The organism is Paenibacillus sp. FSL R7-0128 (assembly GCF_038002245.1).
In the GTDB taxonomy this organism is placed as follows: Bacteria; Bacillota; Bacilli; order Paenibacillales; family Paenibacillaceae; genus Paenibacillus_AQ; species Paenibacillus_AQ silagei.
The window spans coordinates 3111314-3130103 of the sequence record NZ_JBBOCD010000001.1; the positions used below are offsets into that span (position 1 = coordinate 3111314).

15 protein-coding genes are annotated in these 18790 nt (G+C 54.1%); 11 read left to right on the plus strand and 4 right to left on the minus strand.

Annotated elements, in window-relative coordinates:
- Positions 1 to 33 precede the first annotated feature (33 nt).
- The 3 genes from NST26_RS12620 (at position 34) to NST26_RS12630 (ending at position 6089) form a co-directional block, all read left to right on the plus strand.
- Positions 34 to 3930 (plus strand): galactose-binding domain-containing protein, encoded by a 3897-nt coding sequence (locus tag NST26_RS12620; protein ID WP_340953570.1) that lies wholly within the window; start codon positions 34 to 36, stop codon positions 3928 to 3930.
- Positions 3931 to 4129: 199 nt separating this feature from the next.
- The gene (cysK, locus tag NST26_RS12625) at positions 4130 to 5053 is read left to right on the plus strand and encodes a cysteine synthase A (protein WP_036729630.1); all 924 of its coding nucleotides are present in this window, start codon (positions 4130 to 4132) and stop codon (positions 5051 to 5053) included.
- A gap of 19 nt (positions 5054 to 5072) precedes the next feature.
- On the plus strand, positions 5073 to 6089 hold the full coding sequence (locus NST26_RS12630) for a hypothetical protein (RefSeq protein WP_340953567.1): 1017 nt from the start codon (positions 5073 to 5075) through the stop codon (positions 6087 to 6089).
- Positions 6090 to 6118: 29 nt separating this feature from the next.
- Here NST26_RS12630 and NST26_RS12635 read toward each other — a convergent pair whose 3' ends face one another.
- From NST26_RS12635 to NST26_RS12650, 4 genes are all read right to left on the minus strand, one after another.
- Positions 6119 to 6634: a VanZ family protein gene (locus NST26_RS12635; RefSeq protein WP_036729627.1), complete on the minus strand. Its 516-nt coding sequence runs from the start codon at positions 6632 to 6634 to the stop codon at positions 6119 to 6121.
- Between the two features lie 47 nt (positions 6635 to 6681).
- Positions 6682 to 7539 carry a M15 family metallopeptidase gene (locus tag NST26_RS12640; protein WP_340953562.1) on the minus strand — a complete coding sequence of 286 codons (858 nt, stop codon included), beginning with the start codon at positions 7537 to 7539 and terminating at the stop codon, positions 6682 to 6684.
- Between the two features lie 180 nt (positions 7540 to 7719).
- On the minus strand, positions 7720 to 8817 hold the full coding sequence (locus tag NST26_RS12645) for a HAMP domain-containing sensor histidine kinase (protein WP_340953560.1): 1098 nt from the start codon (positions 8815 to 8817) through the stop codon (positions 7720 to 7722).
- Positions 8810 to 9505, minus strand: a complete 696-nt coding sequence (locus tag NST26_RS12650) for a response regulator transcription factor (protein WP_339255891.1) — start codon at positions 9503 to 9505, stop codon at positions 8810 to 8812. Before NST26_RS12650 ends, NST26_RS12645 begins: the two co-directional genes overlap by 8 nt.
- Positions 9506 to 9745: 240 nt before the next feature.
- Here NST26_RS12650 and NST26_RS12655 point away from each other — a divergent pair, with 240 nt between their 5' ends.
- The 8 genes from NST26_RS12655 (at position 9746) to NST26_RS12690 (ending at position 18288) form a co-directional block, all read left to right on the plus strand.
- Complete coding sequence (locus NST26_RS12655) at positions 9746 to 10618, plus strand: sensor histidine kinase (RefSeq protein ID WP_209877781.1); 873 nt, start codon at positions 9746 to 9748, stop codon at positions 10616 to 10618.
- Positions 10587 to 11252 carry a response regulator gene (locus NST26_RS12660; RefSeq protein ID WP_209877779.1) on the plus strand — a complete coding sequence of 222 codons (666 nt, stop codon included), beginning with the start codon at positions 10587 to 10589 and terminating at the stop codon, positions 11250 to 11252. Before NST26_RS12655 ends, NST26_RS12660 begins: the two co-directional genes overlap by 32 nt.
- A gap of 29 nt (positions 11253 to 11281) precedes the next feature.
- The gene (locus NST26_RS12665; RefSeq protein WP_340953554.1) at positions 11282 to 11935 is read left to right on the plus strand and encodes a DUF1775 domain-containing protein; all 654 of its coding nucleotides are present in this window, start codon (positions 11282 to 11284) and stop codon (positions 11933 to 11935) included.
- A gap of 500 nt (positions 11936 to 12435) precedes the next feature.
- Positions 12436 to 12702 carry a hypothetical protein gene (locus NST26_RS12670; protein ID WP_036729612.1) on the plus strand — a complete coding sequence of 89 codons (267 nt, stop codon included), beginning with the start codon at positions 12436 to 12438 and terminating at the stop codon, positions 12700 to 12702.
- A gap of 49 nt (positions 12703 to 12751) precedes the next feature.
- A complete protein-coding gene (locus tag NST26_RS12675) occupies positions 12752 to 12979 on the plus strand; it encodes a bacteriocin immunity protein (protein WP_036729609.1) in 228 nt (75 codons plus the stop codon).
- 200 nt (positions 12980 to 13179) lie between these two features.
- Positions 13180 to 16557 carry a X2-like carbohydrate binding domain-containing protein gene (locus NST26_RS12680; RefSeq protein WP_340953549.1) on the plus strand — a complete coding sequence of 1126 codons (3378 nt, stop codon included), beginning with the start codon at positions 13180 to 13182 and terminating at the stop codon, positions 16555 to 16557.
- Between the two features lie 178 nt (positions 16558 to 16735).
- Positions 16736 to 17329: a sigma-70 family RNA polymerase sigma factor gene (locus NST26_RS12685; RefSeq protein ID WP_340953547.1), complete on the plus strand. Its 594-nt coding sequence runs from the start codon at positions 16736 to 16738 to the stop codon at positions 17327 to 17329.
- Complete coding sequence (locus NST26_RS12690) at positions 17308 to 18288, plus strand: hypothetical protein (protein WP_340953546.1); 981 nt, start codon at positions 17308 to 17310, stop codon at positions 18286 to 18288. Before NST26_RS12685 ends, NST26_RS12690 begins: the two co-directional genes overlap by 22 nt.
- Positions 18289 to 18790 lie beyond the last annotated feature (502 nt).

Here is an 18790-nt window from a genome sequence, read left to right on the forward strand (position 1 = left end):
GTGGCACCATAATCTATGGGAGGTGGTTGTCAAATGATCAGCAGAACTAGGTCTTCGGTAGCAAGGACATTCCTGATGTACGGTCTGATGCTTGTGTTATGTGTGGGACAGCTCGCGTTATTTCCGGCAGTGGGGGCGGCGGCAGGCAATCTGGCTCAGGGCAAGACGATCAGCGCAAGCTCAGTCGGTGATGTGTATGTAGCAGCGAATGCTAATGACGGTAACCAGGGTACGTACTGGGAGAGTGCCAGCAATGCTTTTCCGCAATGGATCAAGGTGGATCTGGGTGCCAGCAGCAGTGTGAATCAGGTTGTACTGAAGCTGCCTGCGGGCTGGGAAGCCAGAACACAGACGCTGTCTGTGCAAGGCAGTACGGATGATGCGTCTTACAGCAATCTGGCGGCGTCTGCGGGGTATGCCTTCAATCCGGGCAGTGCGAACTCCGTCACCATCAACTTCACAGCTGCAACCGCCCGGTATGTCAAAATCAACTTCACGGGCAACACCGGCTGGCCCGCAGCACAGCTGTCGGAGATTGAGGTGTACGGCACCACGGCCTCGCCACCCGGAACCTATGAAGCGGAGGCCGCTGCCTTATCCGGCGGGGCCAAGACGAATACCGATCACAGCGGCTATACCGGTGCTGCCTTCGTAGATGGCTACCTGACGCAGGGAGCAGTCACAACCTTCACGGTAACGGCTCCGGCGGCAGGGAATTACAGCGCAGCCCTGAGGTATGCCAATGCCTCCGGCAGTACGAAGACGCTGAGTATCTACGTGAACGGCACGAAGGTCAAGCAGACCTCGCTTGCCAATCTCTCGAACTGGGATACCTGGTCGACACAGGCAGAGATTCTTGCCTTGAACGCCGGAACCAACACCATTGCTTACAAATATGATGCGTCTGACTCCGGCAATGTGAATCTGGATCAGCTTGTGCTGAGCGCTTCCTCGACGCCGACGGCAACGGCAACGCCAGCTCCGACGGCTGTGCCGACCGCAGCCCCAACGGCTACGCCAACCGTAGCTCCAACGATCGCGCCGACCGTTGCACCGACAGCTACACCTACTGTAGCCCCAACGGCGACTCCGGCTCCGACGATCACGCCAACGGCCACCCCGAGCACGGGTCCCGGCTCGAATCTGGCGGTCGGCAAGGCTATCCATGCTTCTTCTTCCGTCTTCACCTTCGTCCCCTCCAATGCCAATGATGGAGATGTCACTACCTACTGGGAAGGTGCGGGCGGCAGCTACCCGAATACGCTGACCATCAGCCTCGGCGCGAATGCCAATGTCACCTCGGTGGTCGTGAAGCTCAATCCGGCAGCCGCCTGGTCAACCCGTACCCAGACGATCCAGGTGCTGGGACATAACCAGTCCACAGGAACGTTCACCAGTCTGGTATCTGCGGCGGAGTATACGTTTAATCCGGCCAGCGGCAATTCAGTGACCATTCCGGTGACCGCTACAGTCAGTGAGCTGCAGCTGAGAATTACGGCGAATTCCGGTTCAGGCGCCGGACAGGTAGCCGAGCTACAAGTCATCGGCACACCGGCGGCGAATCCTGACCTGACGGTAACCGGAATGTCATGGAGTCCGTCCGCTCCGGTGGAGACCGATGCCCTCACGCTGAGTGCCAGCGTCAAGAATATCGGCTCAGCGGCTTCGGCCGCAACCACAGTCAGCTTCTATGTCGGCACCACCCTTGCCGGGACAGCACCGGTGGGTGCGCTCGCCGCAGGAGCTTCCGCGAATGTATCCTTCAGCCTCGGAGCCAAGGATGCCGGAACCTATACGGTAAGCGCCAAGGTTGACGAGAACAACAATGTCATTGAGCTGAATGAGGGCAATAACAGCTATGCCCATCCTGCGGGCCTTACTGTGAACCCAGTATCCAGCTCGGATCTGATTGCTTCTCCGGTCAGCTGGTCTCCCGGCAACCCGGCAGCAGGCAACACGGTCAGCTTCTCGGTAGCCATTAAGAATCAGGGAACGGCGGCCTCAGCCAGCGGTGCGCACAACATTACGCTGACCTTGACCGATGCTACGACAGGCGCAGTCCTCAGAACGTTGACTGGCTCCTATAACGGTGTCATTGCTGCCGGAAGTACTACGGCCCCTGTGGCTCTTGGGACCTGGACGGCGGTGAACGGAAAATATAATGTCAAAACAGAGATTGCCGTGGATGGCAACGAACTGGCGGTAAAGCGGGCCAACAACATCCAGAACCAGTCGCTCTACATCGGACGCGGGGCTAATATGCCTTACGACATGTATGAGGCAGAGGATGGAGTGATCGGCGGCGGAGCTGTCAAGCTGGCACCGAACCGGAATATCGGCGATCTGGCCGGTGAAGCTTCAGGCAGACGGGCCGTTACGCTGAATACCACAGGCAGCTATGTTGAATTCACGACCAAAGCCAGCACGAATACCTTGGTTACCCGGTTCTCTATTCCCGATGCTCCGGGCGGTGACGGCACTACAGCTACACTCAACATCTACGTCAATGGAGTGTTCAACAAGGCTATTACCTTGACCTCCAAATACGCCTGGCTGTATGGCTCGGAGGCCAGTCCCGGCAATTCGCCGAGTGCCGGATCCCCGCGTCACATCTATGACGAAGCGAATATCATGTTCGACAGCACGATTCCGGCAGGCAGCACGATCCGGCTGCAGAAGGATGCAGCCAACACTTCGCAATATGCGATAGACTTCGTGAGCCTGGAGCAGGTATCGCCAATAGCCAATCCTGACCCGTCCAAGTATACCGTTCCGCTTGGATTCACTCATCAGGATGTGCAGAATGCGCTGGATAAAGTCCGTATGGATACAACGGGTAATCTTGCGGGTGTCTATCTTCCTGCCGGAAACTATGAGACCTCGAATAAATTCCAGGTCTACGGCAAGGCAGTGAAGATCATCGGAGCCGGACCGTGGTATACCCGGTTCTACGCTCCGCTCAACCAGTCGAATACAGACATCGGCTTCCGCGCGACAGATTCAGCGAATGGCTCAACCTTCTCGGGGTTTGCCTACTTCGGCAACTATACTTCACGGATTGACGGCCCCGGCAAGGTGTTCGACTTCTCCAATGTGGCGAACATGACAATTGATAATATCTGGACGGAGCATCAGGTGTGTATGTACTGGGGCGCGAATACCGATTATATGGTCATTAAAAACTCGCGCATCCGCAATACCTTTGCCGACGGCATCAATATGACCAACGGCAGCACGAACAATCTCGTGTCTAACATCGAGGCCCGGGCAACCGGAGACGACAGCTTCGCCTTGTTCTCGGCGATCGATTCCGGCGGCTCCGACATGAAGGACAATGTCTATGAGAATCTGACGTCCATCCTGACCTGGCGGGCAGCCGGTCTTGCCGTCTACGGCGGGTATGCGAATACCTTCCGCAACATCTATATTGCGGATACTCTCTGCTATTCGGGGATTACGATCAGCTCGCTGGACTTTGGTTATCCGATGAACGGCTTCGGGGCATCACCGACGACGAACTTCCAGAATATCTCCGTCGTCCGCTCAGGCGGACATTTCTGGGGCGCACAGACCTTCCCGGCCATCTGGGTATTCTCCGCTTCCAAGGTGTTCCAGGGCATCCGGGTCAGCGATGTGGACATCATCGACCCGACCTATCACGGAATTATGTTCCAGACGAACTATTCCGGCTCTACGCCGCAGTTCCCCGTAGCCGATACGATCTTCTCGAACATTACGATTTCCGGTGCCCTCAAGAGTGGTGACGCCTTCGACGCCAAATCCGGTGTCGGCATCTGGGCTAATGAATTGCCGGAGCCCGGCCAGGGACCGGCAGTGGGCAGCGTGGTCTTCAACAACCTGAAGATTCTGAACACGGTAACGCCGATCAAAAACACAACCTCCACGTTCACGATAACGGTGAATCCTTAGAGGCACGTGAAGAGATCTCACTGAACCTGCACCGCTACCGCAGGTATCATTGAGCAGAAACAGAGCAGAAAGCCGTCTCCCGTTTTGTGGGAGGCGGCTTTTACTGCTGCACCTGATAATCGACAAATGCTATCCCGTAACTATACAATGGGTGTTATATCGTGCATAGGATAAGGACCGAAACAAAGGAGGCACACCCATGACGAAGCGGGTAGTCAATAATATTACAGAGCTGATTGGCGGCACGCCGGTTGTACGCTTGAACCGGGTAACCGGACCGGAGGACGCGGAGCTGTATGTGAAGCTGGAGATGTTCAATCCCAGCGGCAGCGTCAAGGACCGGGCGGCTTATAATCTGATTCGGCAGGCGGAGCTGGACGGACGGCTGCAGCCGGGCGGGACGATTATCGAGCCGACCAGCGGGAATACCGGGATTGGACTGGCGATGAACGCGGCAGCGAAAGGGTATAAGGCGATCCTGATCATGCCGGATAATATGACGAAGGAACGGATCAATATCCTGAAAGCCTACGGGGCGGAAGTGGTGCTTACTCCGGCGGCGGAGCGGATGCCCGGTGCGATTGCCAAGGCGGTGGAGCTGGGACGGAAGATCCCTGGCAGCTTCATCCCGCAGCAGTTCGAGAATCAGGCGAACCCGGATATTCACCGCACCACCACCGCGCCGGAAATTCTGGAACAGATGGAAGGGAGGCTGGATGTCTTCGTTGCCACTTCCGGGACAGGCGGCACCATCACCGGAACCGGCGAGGCTCTGCGCGCACGACTGCCGGAGCTGCGCGTGGTTGTCGTGGAGCCGCAGGGTTCGCCGGTGCTGTCCGGCGGCCAGCCCGGGCCGCATAAGCTGGTGGGGACCAGCCCGGGCTTCGTGCCGGCGATTCTGAATACCAGCATTTACGATGAGATCGTGCAGGTATCCGATGAGGACGCCTTGGAGATGGTAAGAGAACTGGCCCGTACCGAGGGAATTCTGCTCGGACCTTCAGGCGGAGCCGCAGTCTGGACGGCCTTGCAGGAGGCGCAGCGCCTGGGACGGGGGAAGCGGGTGTTATGTATCGCGCCCGATACCGGGGAACGTTACCTCAGCATGGGGATTTTCGACTAAATTATATTGGAGGACCGTTATGAATCAAGCGAAGCACAGTTTCCGGCACAGGGTAAGAGCGGCCGGAAGTCTTATTTTTGCAGCAGCCATAGTCTTTAGCCTGACCGGGTGTGCCCGAACGAATAGCAATGACGCTGCCAGCAGTGCAGCAGCATCGGCCGGGCCGTCTACCGGCAGTCCATCGCCAGCTGCTCAGCAGACGGATAGCCCGCCAAGTGCGGTTCCGACAGCATCATCGTCAGCTACGGCTTCTCCAGCCCCGGCTGCCTTGCTCGACCCTGCCAAGCTGCAGCCAGTCTTCGGATTCGCGAGTGAGACCGGGAGTCATATCATGGTCACCAGGGAAGAGGAGGGCGCCGGGGAGCAGATGAAGTCCCTGAACACTGCCATCGGGAACGGAGGCCAGGTGCTGGCTGTGAAGCTGGAGAAATGGCAGACGGGTAACGAGAACAACAACGGACGGGAGCTGGCGAATAATATTCCGAATCTGTCCGGGTATCTGTTCAAGGTAGAGGGTGACGCAGCGATGCGGGATGAGACCTATGTTCTGGTTGATTCTGCGGTCTTTCCGCAGGCAGCCTTGCTGGAGCTTCAGCCCGCTGACCCGGCAGGCCCGCAGCTTGCAGCTGGTGATCCGCTTCGTAAGAGTGTAGAAACTGCCAAAGGGCGGAAGATCCAGGCAGCCTGGAAGCTGGCCGGGCTTGGCCCGGACAGACAGCTCTATCTGGTGCAATTCGTAAGACAAGATAAGGATATGTTGTTTAGCCTTGTGCTGGTGGAAGGCGGGAAGCTCAGCTTCAAGGACTATCCTGCGGAGATTACGGATAATGAATATTCAGTCTGGCGTGTCGATGACGGCGGTGAGGTGAACCCGCAGATGTTCTCCCTGCTGTTCGCGGCACAATCGGCAGAGGGACTACTGCTTGGGCTGAACTGGTGGGGAGCGGAGAGTGTGAACAGCTTTTTCCTGAAGCAGGAAGGCAATGGCTTCACAGAGCTAGCCATCGAATATGGCCGCTATATCTCTCCCTTGTGAGCAGGGCGAACGGACAGCAGGGCTCCCCGTTACTTCTGGGTGACGGAGGAGCCTTGTCTGCCTGACATATAGATCATCATGATTGGCCTCATCAGCATGTATCCCAGTATTCCGCCGAAGGTGTTCAACAGCAGATCATCCACATCAAACGTTCCAATATAGAAGACGGCTTGCGAGCATTCCAGCACCGCGCTTAACGCGAAGGACCACAGCAGGACACCGGTGAAGGAGCCGCTGCCTTTTCCATTCGGGTTGAGCAGCACCAGGAAGATGCCATAAGGGATAAACAAGGCGATATTTCCCAAGAAATTAACGACGGTGCTAGTGCTGATATGGTGATAGGTGTTAGTCAAGGTGGCCAGCGGGATCAGATTTCCGCGTTGCAGACTGGCCGCAATATGGCCCGGGCTGTGCTGAAGCTGCTGCCATAGAAACGGGAGATCCATCGACCCGAATTTGAACAAAATGATTTTAAACAAAATATACACGTAGACGGTAAACAGTACCTGCAAACCGTACTTTGTCTGCTTGTGTGCCTGATTCATTTTACATCACCGCTTTCTGTAGATTGTACTGTTATATGGGTTAGTCATTAAGGATAGACCGTCATAATCACACCGTTCATATTGTCGCCGGAGAACTCAACGTGCTGGGCGTCAGGGGTAGGGACAGGAGTATTCCCGTTAATTTCGATATAGGAGATCTGATATTCAACCCCGTTAACGGTAGTGGCAATCGACTTCTGCTCCTTTAGGAATTCAAGATATTCTTCAAGCGTGAAGTTCTTGTCGCGCATAATCACACTGTGCGGAAGTCCTACATAACGGAAATGCCATGGCTCATACTTGATGCCGGTGATGTCTGTTTTATCCTCAGGATAGCGCAGAATGAAGCCGTAATCCCATGCATGCTCACGCAGCCACTGCCCTTCAGGGGCATGGCTCATGGCCATTTGGGAGGAGCCGATGTCAAGCGACAAGCCCAGGTTATGCTCGCTGTATCCGGGTGGAAGAGCGTAGTCGGCCCCTTTTTCATCGTATAACTGCTGCTGCTTGTCATTGTCCCTATATCCGCTGCTGATCAGGAAGCTGTTGATGTCATCCCCGGCTGCAGCATGTACCATCTCTGTGAATTTCTCCGCGACTTGCCTGGAGAGCAGCGTTTTGTGATCCAGCAGCAGGTAGCCGGAAGTCAGCTCCTCATGATCGAGCAGACGTACGATATCCTGGCTGACTCCTGTATCGTGAACGGGGTAATCCTTGTTGACCAGCAGCAGGTTCCCCTGATAAATTTGGCCCTTCGGGATCACTGTCAGAGTCTTCGAACCATTATCTGCAGAGACTCGTACCGTCTTAATATTCAGATCTGCCTTGGCATCCTCTTTATCCCTGGACATCCACTCATACCCGATCAGCAAGGCAATCACAATTAACAATAACCATTTCTTCATGTTCTCGTCCTCCTTGTTTCAATGACTTAAGCATAGAGGAGTGTGTTTAAATAGAAGTGGGGGAAAGATAAAGTTTTTCTTAAAAGATAAAACTAAAGCCGTTTCCACCTGAAGTGTCAACGCAAAAAAACGCCCTTCTAAATTCTAAAAGGACGGTAACACTGCTACAGCTGGACCAGACTATTGGATCACACCCGGCAGACGGACCTCGAAGAGCGTGCGGATCGTGTCACTCTGTACGGAGATCGTCCCCTGATGCTGCTCGACGATATTTTTGGCAATGAATAATCCCAGCCCGGTACTGCCTTCCTGATGGGTCCGTGCCCGGTCACCTGTATAGAACATATCGAACAGAAAAGGCAGGTCCTCCGCCGGAATCCTATCTCCGTAGTTCATGACCTGGACAACGATAGTCTCACCCTCCGGGTAGCAGCGGACATCGACATAACGGCCGTCTTTGCCGTAACGCACCGCATTGGTCAGCAGGTTCTCGAACACCCGGGCCAGCAGTTCCCCGTCTCCGGTAATTTTGAGCTGCGGAGTGACCTGGGTGCGGGCAGTCAGCCCGTTGTTCTCCAGCAGAGGATACAATTCCTCGTTCAGCTGGACCAGCAGCTCGCTCAGATCCAGGGGGCGCTGCTCCACGGTAAGCATGCCGTAGTTCATCCGGGTAATCTCGAACAGCTCGTCGATCAGCTTTTCCAGCCGCTGTGATTTGGTGTAGGCAATTGTGGTGTAATGTTTCACTTGTTCAGCGGTTAACTCCCCGTCCTTCAGCACCAGATCCAGGTAGCCGAGCACAGAGGTCAGCGGAGTCCGCAGATCATGAGCCAGATTCAGCACCAGCTTGTCCTTGCTATTCTCCGCGAAGTCCCCGCGTTCCACCGCTTCCTCCAGCTTATCCTTGGCCTGATTCAGATCAGCGGCAATATCCTCGAATTCATCGTTAGAATGGATTTGAATCCGGCTTTTGAAATCCCCGTTAGCCAGCAGGCGGATATGGTGCGAGATTTCTTTGAAATAGCGGGCATACGGCTTGGTGAACAGGAAGAAGAACAGCAGCGCCAGCGGGATGAAGAAGATCAGGAAGAAATTCAGGTCGCCGAAATCGGCAATCAGATAACGGAAGCGGGTCAGCTTGTCTTCATACTTCACCTGAGAGGTATAATACATTTGCAGGCTTTTGTAGAGTACAAAGGTAATAGCACCGGAGCAAATCATGCTGAGTACCAGCAGCGATATCATTTTGAAGCGGAAGCTGCGGACAAGTTTAGCCATTGAACGTGTACCCTACTCCCCAGATCGTTTTGATCCATGTATTTTTATTCTGGTCATCGCCGAGCTTTTTGCGCAGGGTGCGGATATGGACCATCACGGTGTTCCCGCCTTCATAATAAGCCTCACCCCAGATTTGCTGAAAAAGCTGCTCGGCGCTGAATACTTTCTTCGGGTAGCTGGCGAGCAAATACAGGATGTCGAATTCCTTCGGCGTCAGCTCCACGGGATGTCCGTATAAGGTTACGGAACGGCGGTCCGGATCAACAATCAGTCCCCCGGCTTCCACCACGGCCTTCTGCTCGGTAACCGGCTGGTTCAGCTTCATAGAACGTCTAAGCTGCGCGTTCACTCTGGCGACCAGCTCCATGGGATTGAACGGTTTGGTCATATAATCGTCGGCGCCGATGACAAGACCGGTGATTTTGTCTAGATCCGAAGTCTTGGCGCTCACAAAAATAATCGGCAGCCCATGCTGCTCCCGGATCTGCCGGGTCACCTCATACCCGTCCAGCCCGGGCATCATAATATCCAGAATCGCCAGGTCGATATGCCTGGACTGGATGACCTGCACTGCTGCCGGGCCGTTTGTAACCTTTATGGGGTGGTAGCCTTCTTTTTCCAAATGCAGTCCGATCAGATCGGCAATGTCGGGATCATCGTCGGCGATTAGAATCGTAATCCGTTTCATTTCAATATCTCTCCTGTATTGTCAGTATGAATGTATTCTTGATTAAATGTCATTCCTAGTGTAACCTATCGGATATTGTTTCGCTAACCGTTATGATAGGACGATGGGAGCTATGAAGAGAATGATTTAATTTTTAAATACTTAATTCTGTAACATATGCGGACGGGCATAGCCCTAAAGAGTCATGCCGGAGATCACCCGGAAATGGTAAAATAACGAACAGAAATTAAGGAGGGAACTGTGACGTATACCCGAATTAAAGTGCTTATTCTGCTGATTCCAACGGTCATGGTGGGTATCTGGGAGTGGGTGAGACATCAGTTCCTGATGCCGTACATCTCTATGGACACAGGCAACTTCTTAACACCTGTATTGGTATTTCTCTTCAGTATTATTCTGCTGCTGCCGCTCTTTCGCCTCATGGAGCGCAATCAGCGGGAGCTGGAGCAGGAGCGGGCGGCAACCGGAGCGATGGAAGCACGGGAGGCACTGGCAAAAGAGCTGCATGACGGCATGGCCCAGTCCCTGTTCCTGCTCTCTGTACGGATCGACCGGCTGGAGCACGGCCGCAAGGATGGCGGCATCAGCGCGGACAGTGTGGATCAGATCAAGAAGACCGTTCACGAGGTTAACCGTTATGTACGTCAGGCCATTGCCAATTTGAAGGTGCCGTTGAGCGGCGCGGAGAGCTTCTCGCTGGAGCGTTCTATCCATGAGCAGCTGGCGGCAATAGCCGGAGAAGTCATGATCGAGGTATCGCTGGACTGGCATCTGGAAGAGCGGGCGCTGACAGCGGCGGAACAGGCAGAGCTGTTGTCCTGCATTCGTGAAGCGATTATTAATGTGCGTAAGCACACACGTGCGGGCAGGGTGTCCGTATCAGGTCAAGGGAATGAGCACGGCTGGCGTGTAACCGTTGCAGATGACGGTGCGGGGATTGAGCATGATGATCCTTTTGCGGTGAGCGGCAGCTATGGCCTGCAGATTATGAGGGAACGGTCCCGCAGTATGGGCTGGGCGCTTAGGCTTCACTCAGGAGCGGACGGAACCACTGTAGAAATTGTAAAAGGGGGTGCGCAGGATGGAACGCTGCCGGGTGCTGATCGTCGATGACCATGCGCATGCACGCGAAGCGATGACCGAGATTGTGGGGCTGGATGAACGGTTTGAAGTGATTGGTGCGGTGGCCAGCGGAGCGGAGGCGATCGTCTGGACCGGGCAATGGATGCCCGACCTGATCCTGATCGATATCGAAATGCCGGGAATGGACGGTCTGGAGACCACGCGGCGCATTAAGCTGGAATATCCGTATGTCCGGATTGTCATCGTCACCGTGTCGGATGAGATCTCTTATCTGTTCGAAGCGCTGAAGCAGGGAGCGCAGGGGTACCTCCTGAAGAACCTGGCTCCGTCTACCTGGATCGAATATTTGCTGGCGATTGTAAGCGAAGAGGTTCCGCTGAGCCGGGAGCTGGCGTTCCAGATTCTGAAGGAGTTCGCCGTCACCTCTGTCAAGGAGGAGCGGGAGGCATTAACGGCTCGGGAGAAGGAGATACTGGGCTGTGTATCCTCCGGGTCTACCAATAAGGAGATTGCCGCCACCCTCGGGATCTCCGAGCATACGGTTAAGAATCACCTGAAGAACATTCTGCAGAAGCTTCAGCTTCAGAACCGCACGCAGCTCACAAGGTACGCCCTGGAGCAGGGGCTGGCTTCGCGGGAGCGGGATTTTCCGGGGAAGAGATAGTCATACACAAGAGACAAGGAGAGATTCATTTGAATAGATTGTTTCGTAAAATAGCAGCACTGGCCGCACCGGCCGCCGCCGCACTACTGTTGTTCGCAGCCGTGGCGAGTGCCCACGTAACCGTAAGTCCAGCGCAGTCCAGTACGGGGGCCTGGGAGACGTATACCCTGAAAGTGCCGTCCGAAAAAGAAAGCGCCACCGTGCAGGTGGATCTGCGGATTCCCGCAGGTGCGGAATTTAAGCAATATGAAGCCACTCCCGGCTGGGAGGTAACAGTGGACGGGAATAAAGTAAGCTGGATTGCCAAGGATGGCGGCATTCAGGCCGGACAGTTCCAGCGCTTCTACTTCACAGCCAAGAATCCGGACTCCGCAGGCGATATCGCCTGGGATGCCTATCAGCACTATGCCGATGGCAGCCTCGTACAATGGTCCGGCGAACTCGGCTCGGAATCCCCGCATTCCATCACCGCCATCGCAGAAGCCTCCGGCAGCGCCGATGGCGGTCACGGCCACGGTGCCGCAGACATGTCCGGCAACGGCACCATGACCATGGACGAGCATCAGGCCATTGTGGAGAAGGAAGGCACCGGCACCTCGCCGATGGTTTACATTACCCTCGGCATCTCGCTGGTCTCCTTCCTGCTGGCAGCGATCGCTTTGCTTCGGGGGCGCACGGAGTAGGCCGGACGTAAGTGATGGATTGACTTGTATGGAAGAACCCCGCAGCAGATGTGAAATCTGCTGCGGGGTTGTTTGTGGTTGGTATATCCAGTGTGCCAAATTATACTGCTGAAGCCGCGGCTCCTTATCCGTTAAGCAACATGAGGCTAAGTGGAAAAACAGCATTTATTTTCGCTGAAATCCCTACAAACAGGCCAACAGTTGGATAAATGCTGCTTAATTTAGCCGAAAGTAGATAATAAGCAAATTAGACCAGAATTAAGTGCTGTTTATCCAATTGCTGTCGGTGTTGTGGTGGAGAAAGAGGGAATAAGTGTTGGAAATCCAATTGTTGTTTGGAGGGTAAAGGGAGTCATCATCTGTGAATGTATTGAGGAGCTAACACTATATCCATTACCAGCACCTTTTATTATAATTGCAGATAACGGAGTCTAAGACCTGAAAAGACTTACCCTAAGTAAGTTATCTCTCAGAAATATTTCCAATAAGGGAGTGCATTTATGTTTGATTACATTGATTTTTCACCGGGTACAATTACTTATAATGAAACGAGGTACTTGGATCAAGAGGATATATTTCAAGTCAGTTATTTCGAAGGAAAGTATACTCTTGATGTTGGCTGGTATAGAAAAGAGTTCGCGGTATATGTAATTAGAGCTTACGATTGGGAGAATCCGTTGTTAGAAAAGCGTTGTACAGAAGCGGGTATGCTACATGCTCTGGTTCAGGAATGCTCTGTGTATGTTAGGGATATTCTAAGCCGCTAAATGTGTTATGTTTATTGATTGAAATGCACCCTAAAAGGAGGCCCCCGAAATGTCCCTAACCCGACAACAACTAATCACACTCGTAACCAAGATCGTGAACGCCGAAGGAACAGAGGAGGAGCTGGACCAATGGCTGGAGATCGTAGCGAGCAATGTGCCTCATCCCGGTGTGAGTGATCTGATCTTCTGGAATGAGCCGGAGCTGACACCGGAGGAGATTGTAGATGCTGCGTTGGGTTATCAGCCGATTGTGCTGCCGCCGCCAACAGAGAACTAGCTCTGAACTACCTTGCGATTGCTGATCGCGAGGTTTTTTCATATTACGTACTACCCCAATCCCCAATTTCGTCAAGTGTGAAAATGGTGTGCTAATTGCTGACAAAATTCCCGCATAATCAACCATTTTCTCTCACGGAACGGGCGAAGCCTGCTCTATAATGGAAGCGTTACCAAAGTATGTTTGGGGAGGTTAGGATCATGAGTCGAAAACGTATCCGAAGACTAGGAATACTCGTCCTGCTGACAGCGATGTCAGGCTCTTTGTTTAACGTTGCTCCCGCTGTAACCCATGCCGCAGCCAGTGAAGACTACAGCTGGAACAGTGTGGTTACCGGTGCGGGCGGCGGTTTTGTGCCGGGGATTATTTTCAACCAGAGTGAACCGAATCTGATCTACGCGCGGACGGATATTGGCGGGGCTTACCGCTGGAACGAGGCGGACGGGAGCTGGATTCCGCTGACGGACAGCGTTGGGTGGGCGGATTGGAACAAGAATGGTGTCGATGCGCTGGCTACCGATCCGGTTGATCCGGACAAGGTGTATATGGCAACCGGGACGTACACGAATTCCTGGGATGGCAATGGTCAAATTATGCGTTCCAGCGACCGTGGGGATACCTGGCAATCTTCGCCGCTTCCGTTCAAGGTTGGAGGCAATATGCCTGGACGTTCAGCCGGGGAACGGCTGGTCATTGACCCGAATAAGAACAGTATCCTGTTCTTCGGGGCGCGGAGCGGGAACGGCCTGTGGAAGAGCGTGGATTCCGGCGTGACCTGGTCCAAGGTTACTTCCTTCACTAACGTAGGGACGTATGTCCAGAATCCGGGGAATGAGTATCAGAGTGATATCGTGGGCTTGTCCTGGATTACTTTTGATAAAAGCACGGGCTCTGCCGGACAAGCTACCCAGACCATCTATGTCGGTGTCGCGGATACCGCAAAAAGTGTGTTCCGCAGCACAGATGGAGGTGCAACCTGGTCAGCGCTGCCGGGGCAACCGGTAGGCCTGCTTCCGCATCATGGGGAACTGTCGGCAACCGGTGATCTGTACATTACTTACAGTGACGGGGTGGGTCCATACGACGGAAGCAAGGGCGAGGTCTGGAAATGGAATACAACCAGCGGCATCTGGAAAAATATCAGCCCTTCCACAGGGGCCGATAACTTCTACGGCTTCGGGGGGCTTGCGCTGGATGCCCAGCATCCGAATACAGTCATGGTTACCAGCTTAAATTCCTGGTGGCCGGACGGGGTCATCTTCCGCAGTAAAGACGGCGGGGAAACGTGGAGCCGGATCTGGGATTGGGGCTTCTATCCGGAGCGCAATTACAAGTTCGAGATGGATATCACGGCGGCACCGTGGTTGAATCTCGGGTTGACCTCAACCTCGCTTGATCCCGCGCCGAAGCTGGGCTGGATGATGGGGGATCTGGAGATTGACCCGTTCAACTCGGACCGGATGATGTACGGCACCGGCGCAACGATCTACGGTACGAATAACCTCGGGGACTGGGACACCGGCGGTAAGGTCAACATATCCGTGATGGCCAAAGGGGTAGAAGAGACCGCAGTGCTCGGGCTGATCAGCCCGCCAGCGGGTGCCCACCTGATTACCGCGCTTGGTGATGTGTCCGGCTTCCGGTATGAGGATCTAACAGCGGCACCTGTCAAGTTCCAGACCAGCCCTTCCTGGGCCAGCACGAACAGTATCGATTATGCGGAGCTGGACCCGGCCTATGTTGTCCGTGTCGGCGGTGTGGACAAAGAGAAATATCCGAACGGTAAGTCGATTGGGATCTCGAATGACAACGGCAAGAACTGGTACATGCCGAATGCAGAACCCTCCAAAGGAGGCAGTACCACAGTAGGGCAGGGTCAGGTAGCTGTATCTGCCAGTGGGAATGCGCTTCTGTGGAGCACCTCTGATATCGGGGTCTTTTACTCCAAGTCAGGGGGCAACTCCTGGACGGCGAGCAGCGGAATTCCTGCCGGAGCGAAGATAGCATCCGACCGGGTGAATCCGAATAAATTCTATGGCTTCTATGAGGGCAAGCTCTATGTCAGTACAGATAACGGAGCTACCTTCACAGCTACGGCTGCGACCGGCTTGCCAGCCAATAACGTGAACGGCCTGCAGCCGAACCAGGCGCAAGTGAGCCTGAAAGCCATGCCGGGCGTGGAAGGCGATATCTGGTTTGCCGGAGGACATCCGCAGGATAAGTACGGCATATGGCATTCTACGAACTCCGGGGCAAGCTTCACCAAGCTGAGCAATGTGGAAGAAGCGGACCTGATCGGGTTCGGAAAGGCCGCGCCGGGTGAGAATTATATGGCCCTATATACTGTTGCCCAGATTGACGGAGTAAGAGGAGTGTTCCGCTCGGATGACGCCGGAGCCAGCTGGGTGCGGATTAATGATGATAATCATCAGTATGCCAGAATTAATATGGCGATTACAGGAGATCCGCGCGTCTATGGCCGCGTCTATCTCGGGACCAATGGCCGCGGGACCTTATATGCTGATCCGGTGAACCCTCCGGCAGCAGGCTCCGTCATCACGCCGGTCACGGCCAGCTTCGATAAGAAGGCAGCGAATCAGAACGACATCGAAGTGTCGATGACCTTGAACGGGAATACCCTGGATTCCATTACCAATGGTGCTTCTGCATTATCCGCTGGAACGGATTATACGGTGAGCGGTTCCACAGTGACGATCCATAAGGCTTATCTGGCGGCACAGGCTGTGGGAACAACCACCCTAAGCTTCCATTTCAGTGCCGGAGCTGCGAAGACCTTAACGGTTACGGTGGCGGATACGACAACAACGGCTAATGATTCAACCATCACACCGGTCACGGCCAGCTTCGACAAGAAGGCAGCGAATCAGAACGACATTGAAGTGACGATGACCTTGAACGGAAATACTTTAGCTTCTATTAAAAATGGTTCGGCGGCGTTAACCGCCGGAACGGATTATACGTTAAGCGGATCGGCTGTGACGATCCACAAGGCCTATCTGGCAGCACAGGCTGTGGGAACAACCACCCTGAGCTTCCAGTTCAGTGCCGGCGCACCGCAGAGCCTGGCGGTCACGGTGACAGATACGACTGCACCAGTGGATGGCGGTCTGAAGGTCCAGATGTTCAATAGCAGCACGGCTAATGCTGTCAATGCCTTCAGCCCGCGGATCAAGCTGGTGAATACCGGTACTGCTGCGGTCTCCCTCGCTGATGTGAAGCTCAGATATTATTACACCAGTGATGGCGAGCAGGCCCAGAATTTCTTCTGTGACTGGTCGCAGGTAGGGAGCGCCAATGTGACTGGGACGTTCGTGAAGCTTCCGGCAGCCTTGAGCGGCGCGGATCATTACCTGGAGCTGGGCTTCACAGCAGCAGCAGGCTCGCTTGCTCCGGGAGCCAGCATAGATATTCAGATGCGGGCCTCCAAGGCAGATTGGAGCAATTACTCCCAGACCGGCGATTATTCCTTCAATCCAGCAGGCACAGCTCCTGCGGATTGGGCCAAGCTTCCGGCCTATATCTCCGGCAGTCTGGTATGGGGGAATGAGCCCTTGTAATCTGTAACGCATAGCCAGGGAGGTTCCGGCGGCAGCAAAAGAACCGGTTGCACATGATGAAATTCATGGGCAGCCGGTTTTTGATATGTCAGGATGTAATAAATTGCATATCAAGGGAACCTTCCACCGCCAGCGGACCAATATAGAGTGTAAGCAAGATAGAGAGGGGGAGAGGAAGATGACAGAAGAAGAGCTTCGGGAATGTCTGCAAAGGCTGGAACATGGAGATAAAGAAGCCTTCACCTTACTACATAACACCATTAGGCAGCAGGTGTACGGAACCGTCAGCCTGCTGGTGAACCGGCCGGCTGATGTGGCTGATGTAGTCAATGAAATCTACATCGAGCTATTCCGCTGCTTGCCGCAGTATGACGGCAAACGGCCTTTCGGAGCCTGGCTGAACGGTATGATCGTCAGGCAATGCAGCAACTGGAACCGCAGAAGCTGGCGCAGGCTGCGGCTCATGAACCGCAGCCGGGAGCATGCATCTGAGAGTCTGTATCCGGGAGCGGACGCGCAGCTTCTGGTCCAGGAACAGCAGGGAGAGCTGATGCAGCTGGTCAGCGGACTGCCGCCTAAGCTCCGCAGCGTAATTGTCCTGCGTTACTACGGAGAGTGCAGCTATGATGAGATTGCTGCGGCCCTGGGCATCCCGCTGGGAACCGCCAAATCCAGGCACCATAAGGCGCTGCGCAAGCTGCGGCAGAATGCGGTATTTACAGCGGACGATGAGATGAAGGGGGAATGGACATGTCTGTCGGAAATCAACTGAAGCAGGAGTTCAACAGGTATAAACAACATACAACGATGCCGGAGCCGCTGGAGCAGCGGTTAGCAGCGAGCTTTGAGCAATTCCAGCAGCCGCAGCAGAGAGGAAATAGGCCCGTGCGCGCGCGCGGGACAGCGAGGATCGCCCTGGTACTCTGCGGACTGATGCTCTTCGGAGGCGTGGTCTATGGTGCGGAGCGGCTATGGCAGGTTACCTATGGTGCAACCAGTTTGGAAGTGGATATTCATGAGGGCGCTAATGAGTCAACAGCTTTTGCCAACCAGACCCGGCGGGTGATTACAGAGATTCAGTCTCAGCTTGCTGATAATGAATCGGCTATGCTGTTAATTGCTAGATCAAACGGGATGAAGGAGCTCCGTATGATCAACCGTCCGCAGATATTCACAGATATCGAAAGCTGGAAGAAGGCTACAGAGCCTGTCACAGGTAAGCTGGCCGTGCCGGGCAGAATGCCGGAAGAATACCATTTTGCCGAAGGAAGATCCGACAGTACAGTGGGCATTACAGATAGCTCCTGGGTTAAAAAATACACCAATGTCCTTACCAAACGGCTGAAGCCCGGTGAGCATTACGCCTGGATCAAGAGCTTCAATGTGCCCAACCAGCAGGCCGGGACGGTCAGTCCTGAGCTGGTGTACCAAGGTCCTAAGGGAGAAAATGATTACATCTCCGTTACTTATTCCCCGCTTACTCCGTGGGCACAGCTAATGTCTGATGTTTGGGCGGATACAAAGGTTGAGCATCTGAAGGTAAAATCTCAGGCAGCCTTGTATGTTGAAAACCGCCAAGCCTATGAGAATAACAGCAACGGCTATTATGCGTACATCCGCTGGATTGAGGTTCGGGAGAACGAGGAGAGAAATATAATGCATGAGGTAGGGACCGGATCGCCTGAAGTCACCAGAGAGATGCTGCTACAAGTGGCGGAAGGCCTGCGTTAACCTAGAGCGGCGGTAAGACCGTGCAGACACATATAAACCTCTATTGTTGATCAGTACATCAACAATAGAGGTTTATATTGTTACCACTATACCCATGTTAGTCTCAGACTCCTTATCCTATCCTTTGTACTCAGCCGGGTAGAAATGGTCCGAGGCGGCAGTATATTTGCCTATCCTGCACATTCAAACTGCTCAAAACTGATCCGCTAACCACGATAGGATGGATTGTGAAGCCTGTGAGCTTTAAGAAGCTCATACCGTTTCGTGCAGGGACTCACTTCAGGCGGGAATGTCAGGATCAAAGATATAGTCTCAGTCACAAGGAGGAGCGCTGCTTAAGATTAGCTGCCGGAGATTCTGTCCTGGCTTACGTTCTTCCTGCAGTGTCTGTTTCCTTGAGCTGATATCTGAATTATACCGTCCGTGCGGGCAATAGTAAAAAGCCGAAATTTTTAAATTTGCACTTCCTGTTTGGAAAAAGGTCTTGTAAGCGCTATTATTC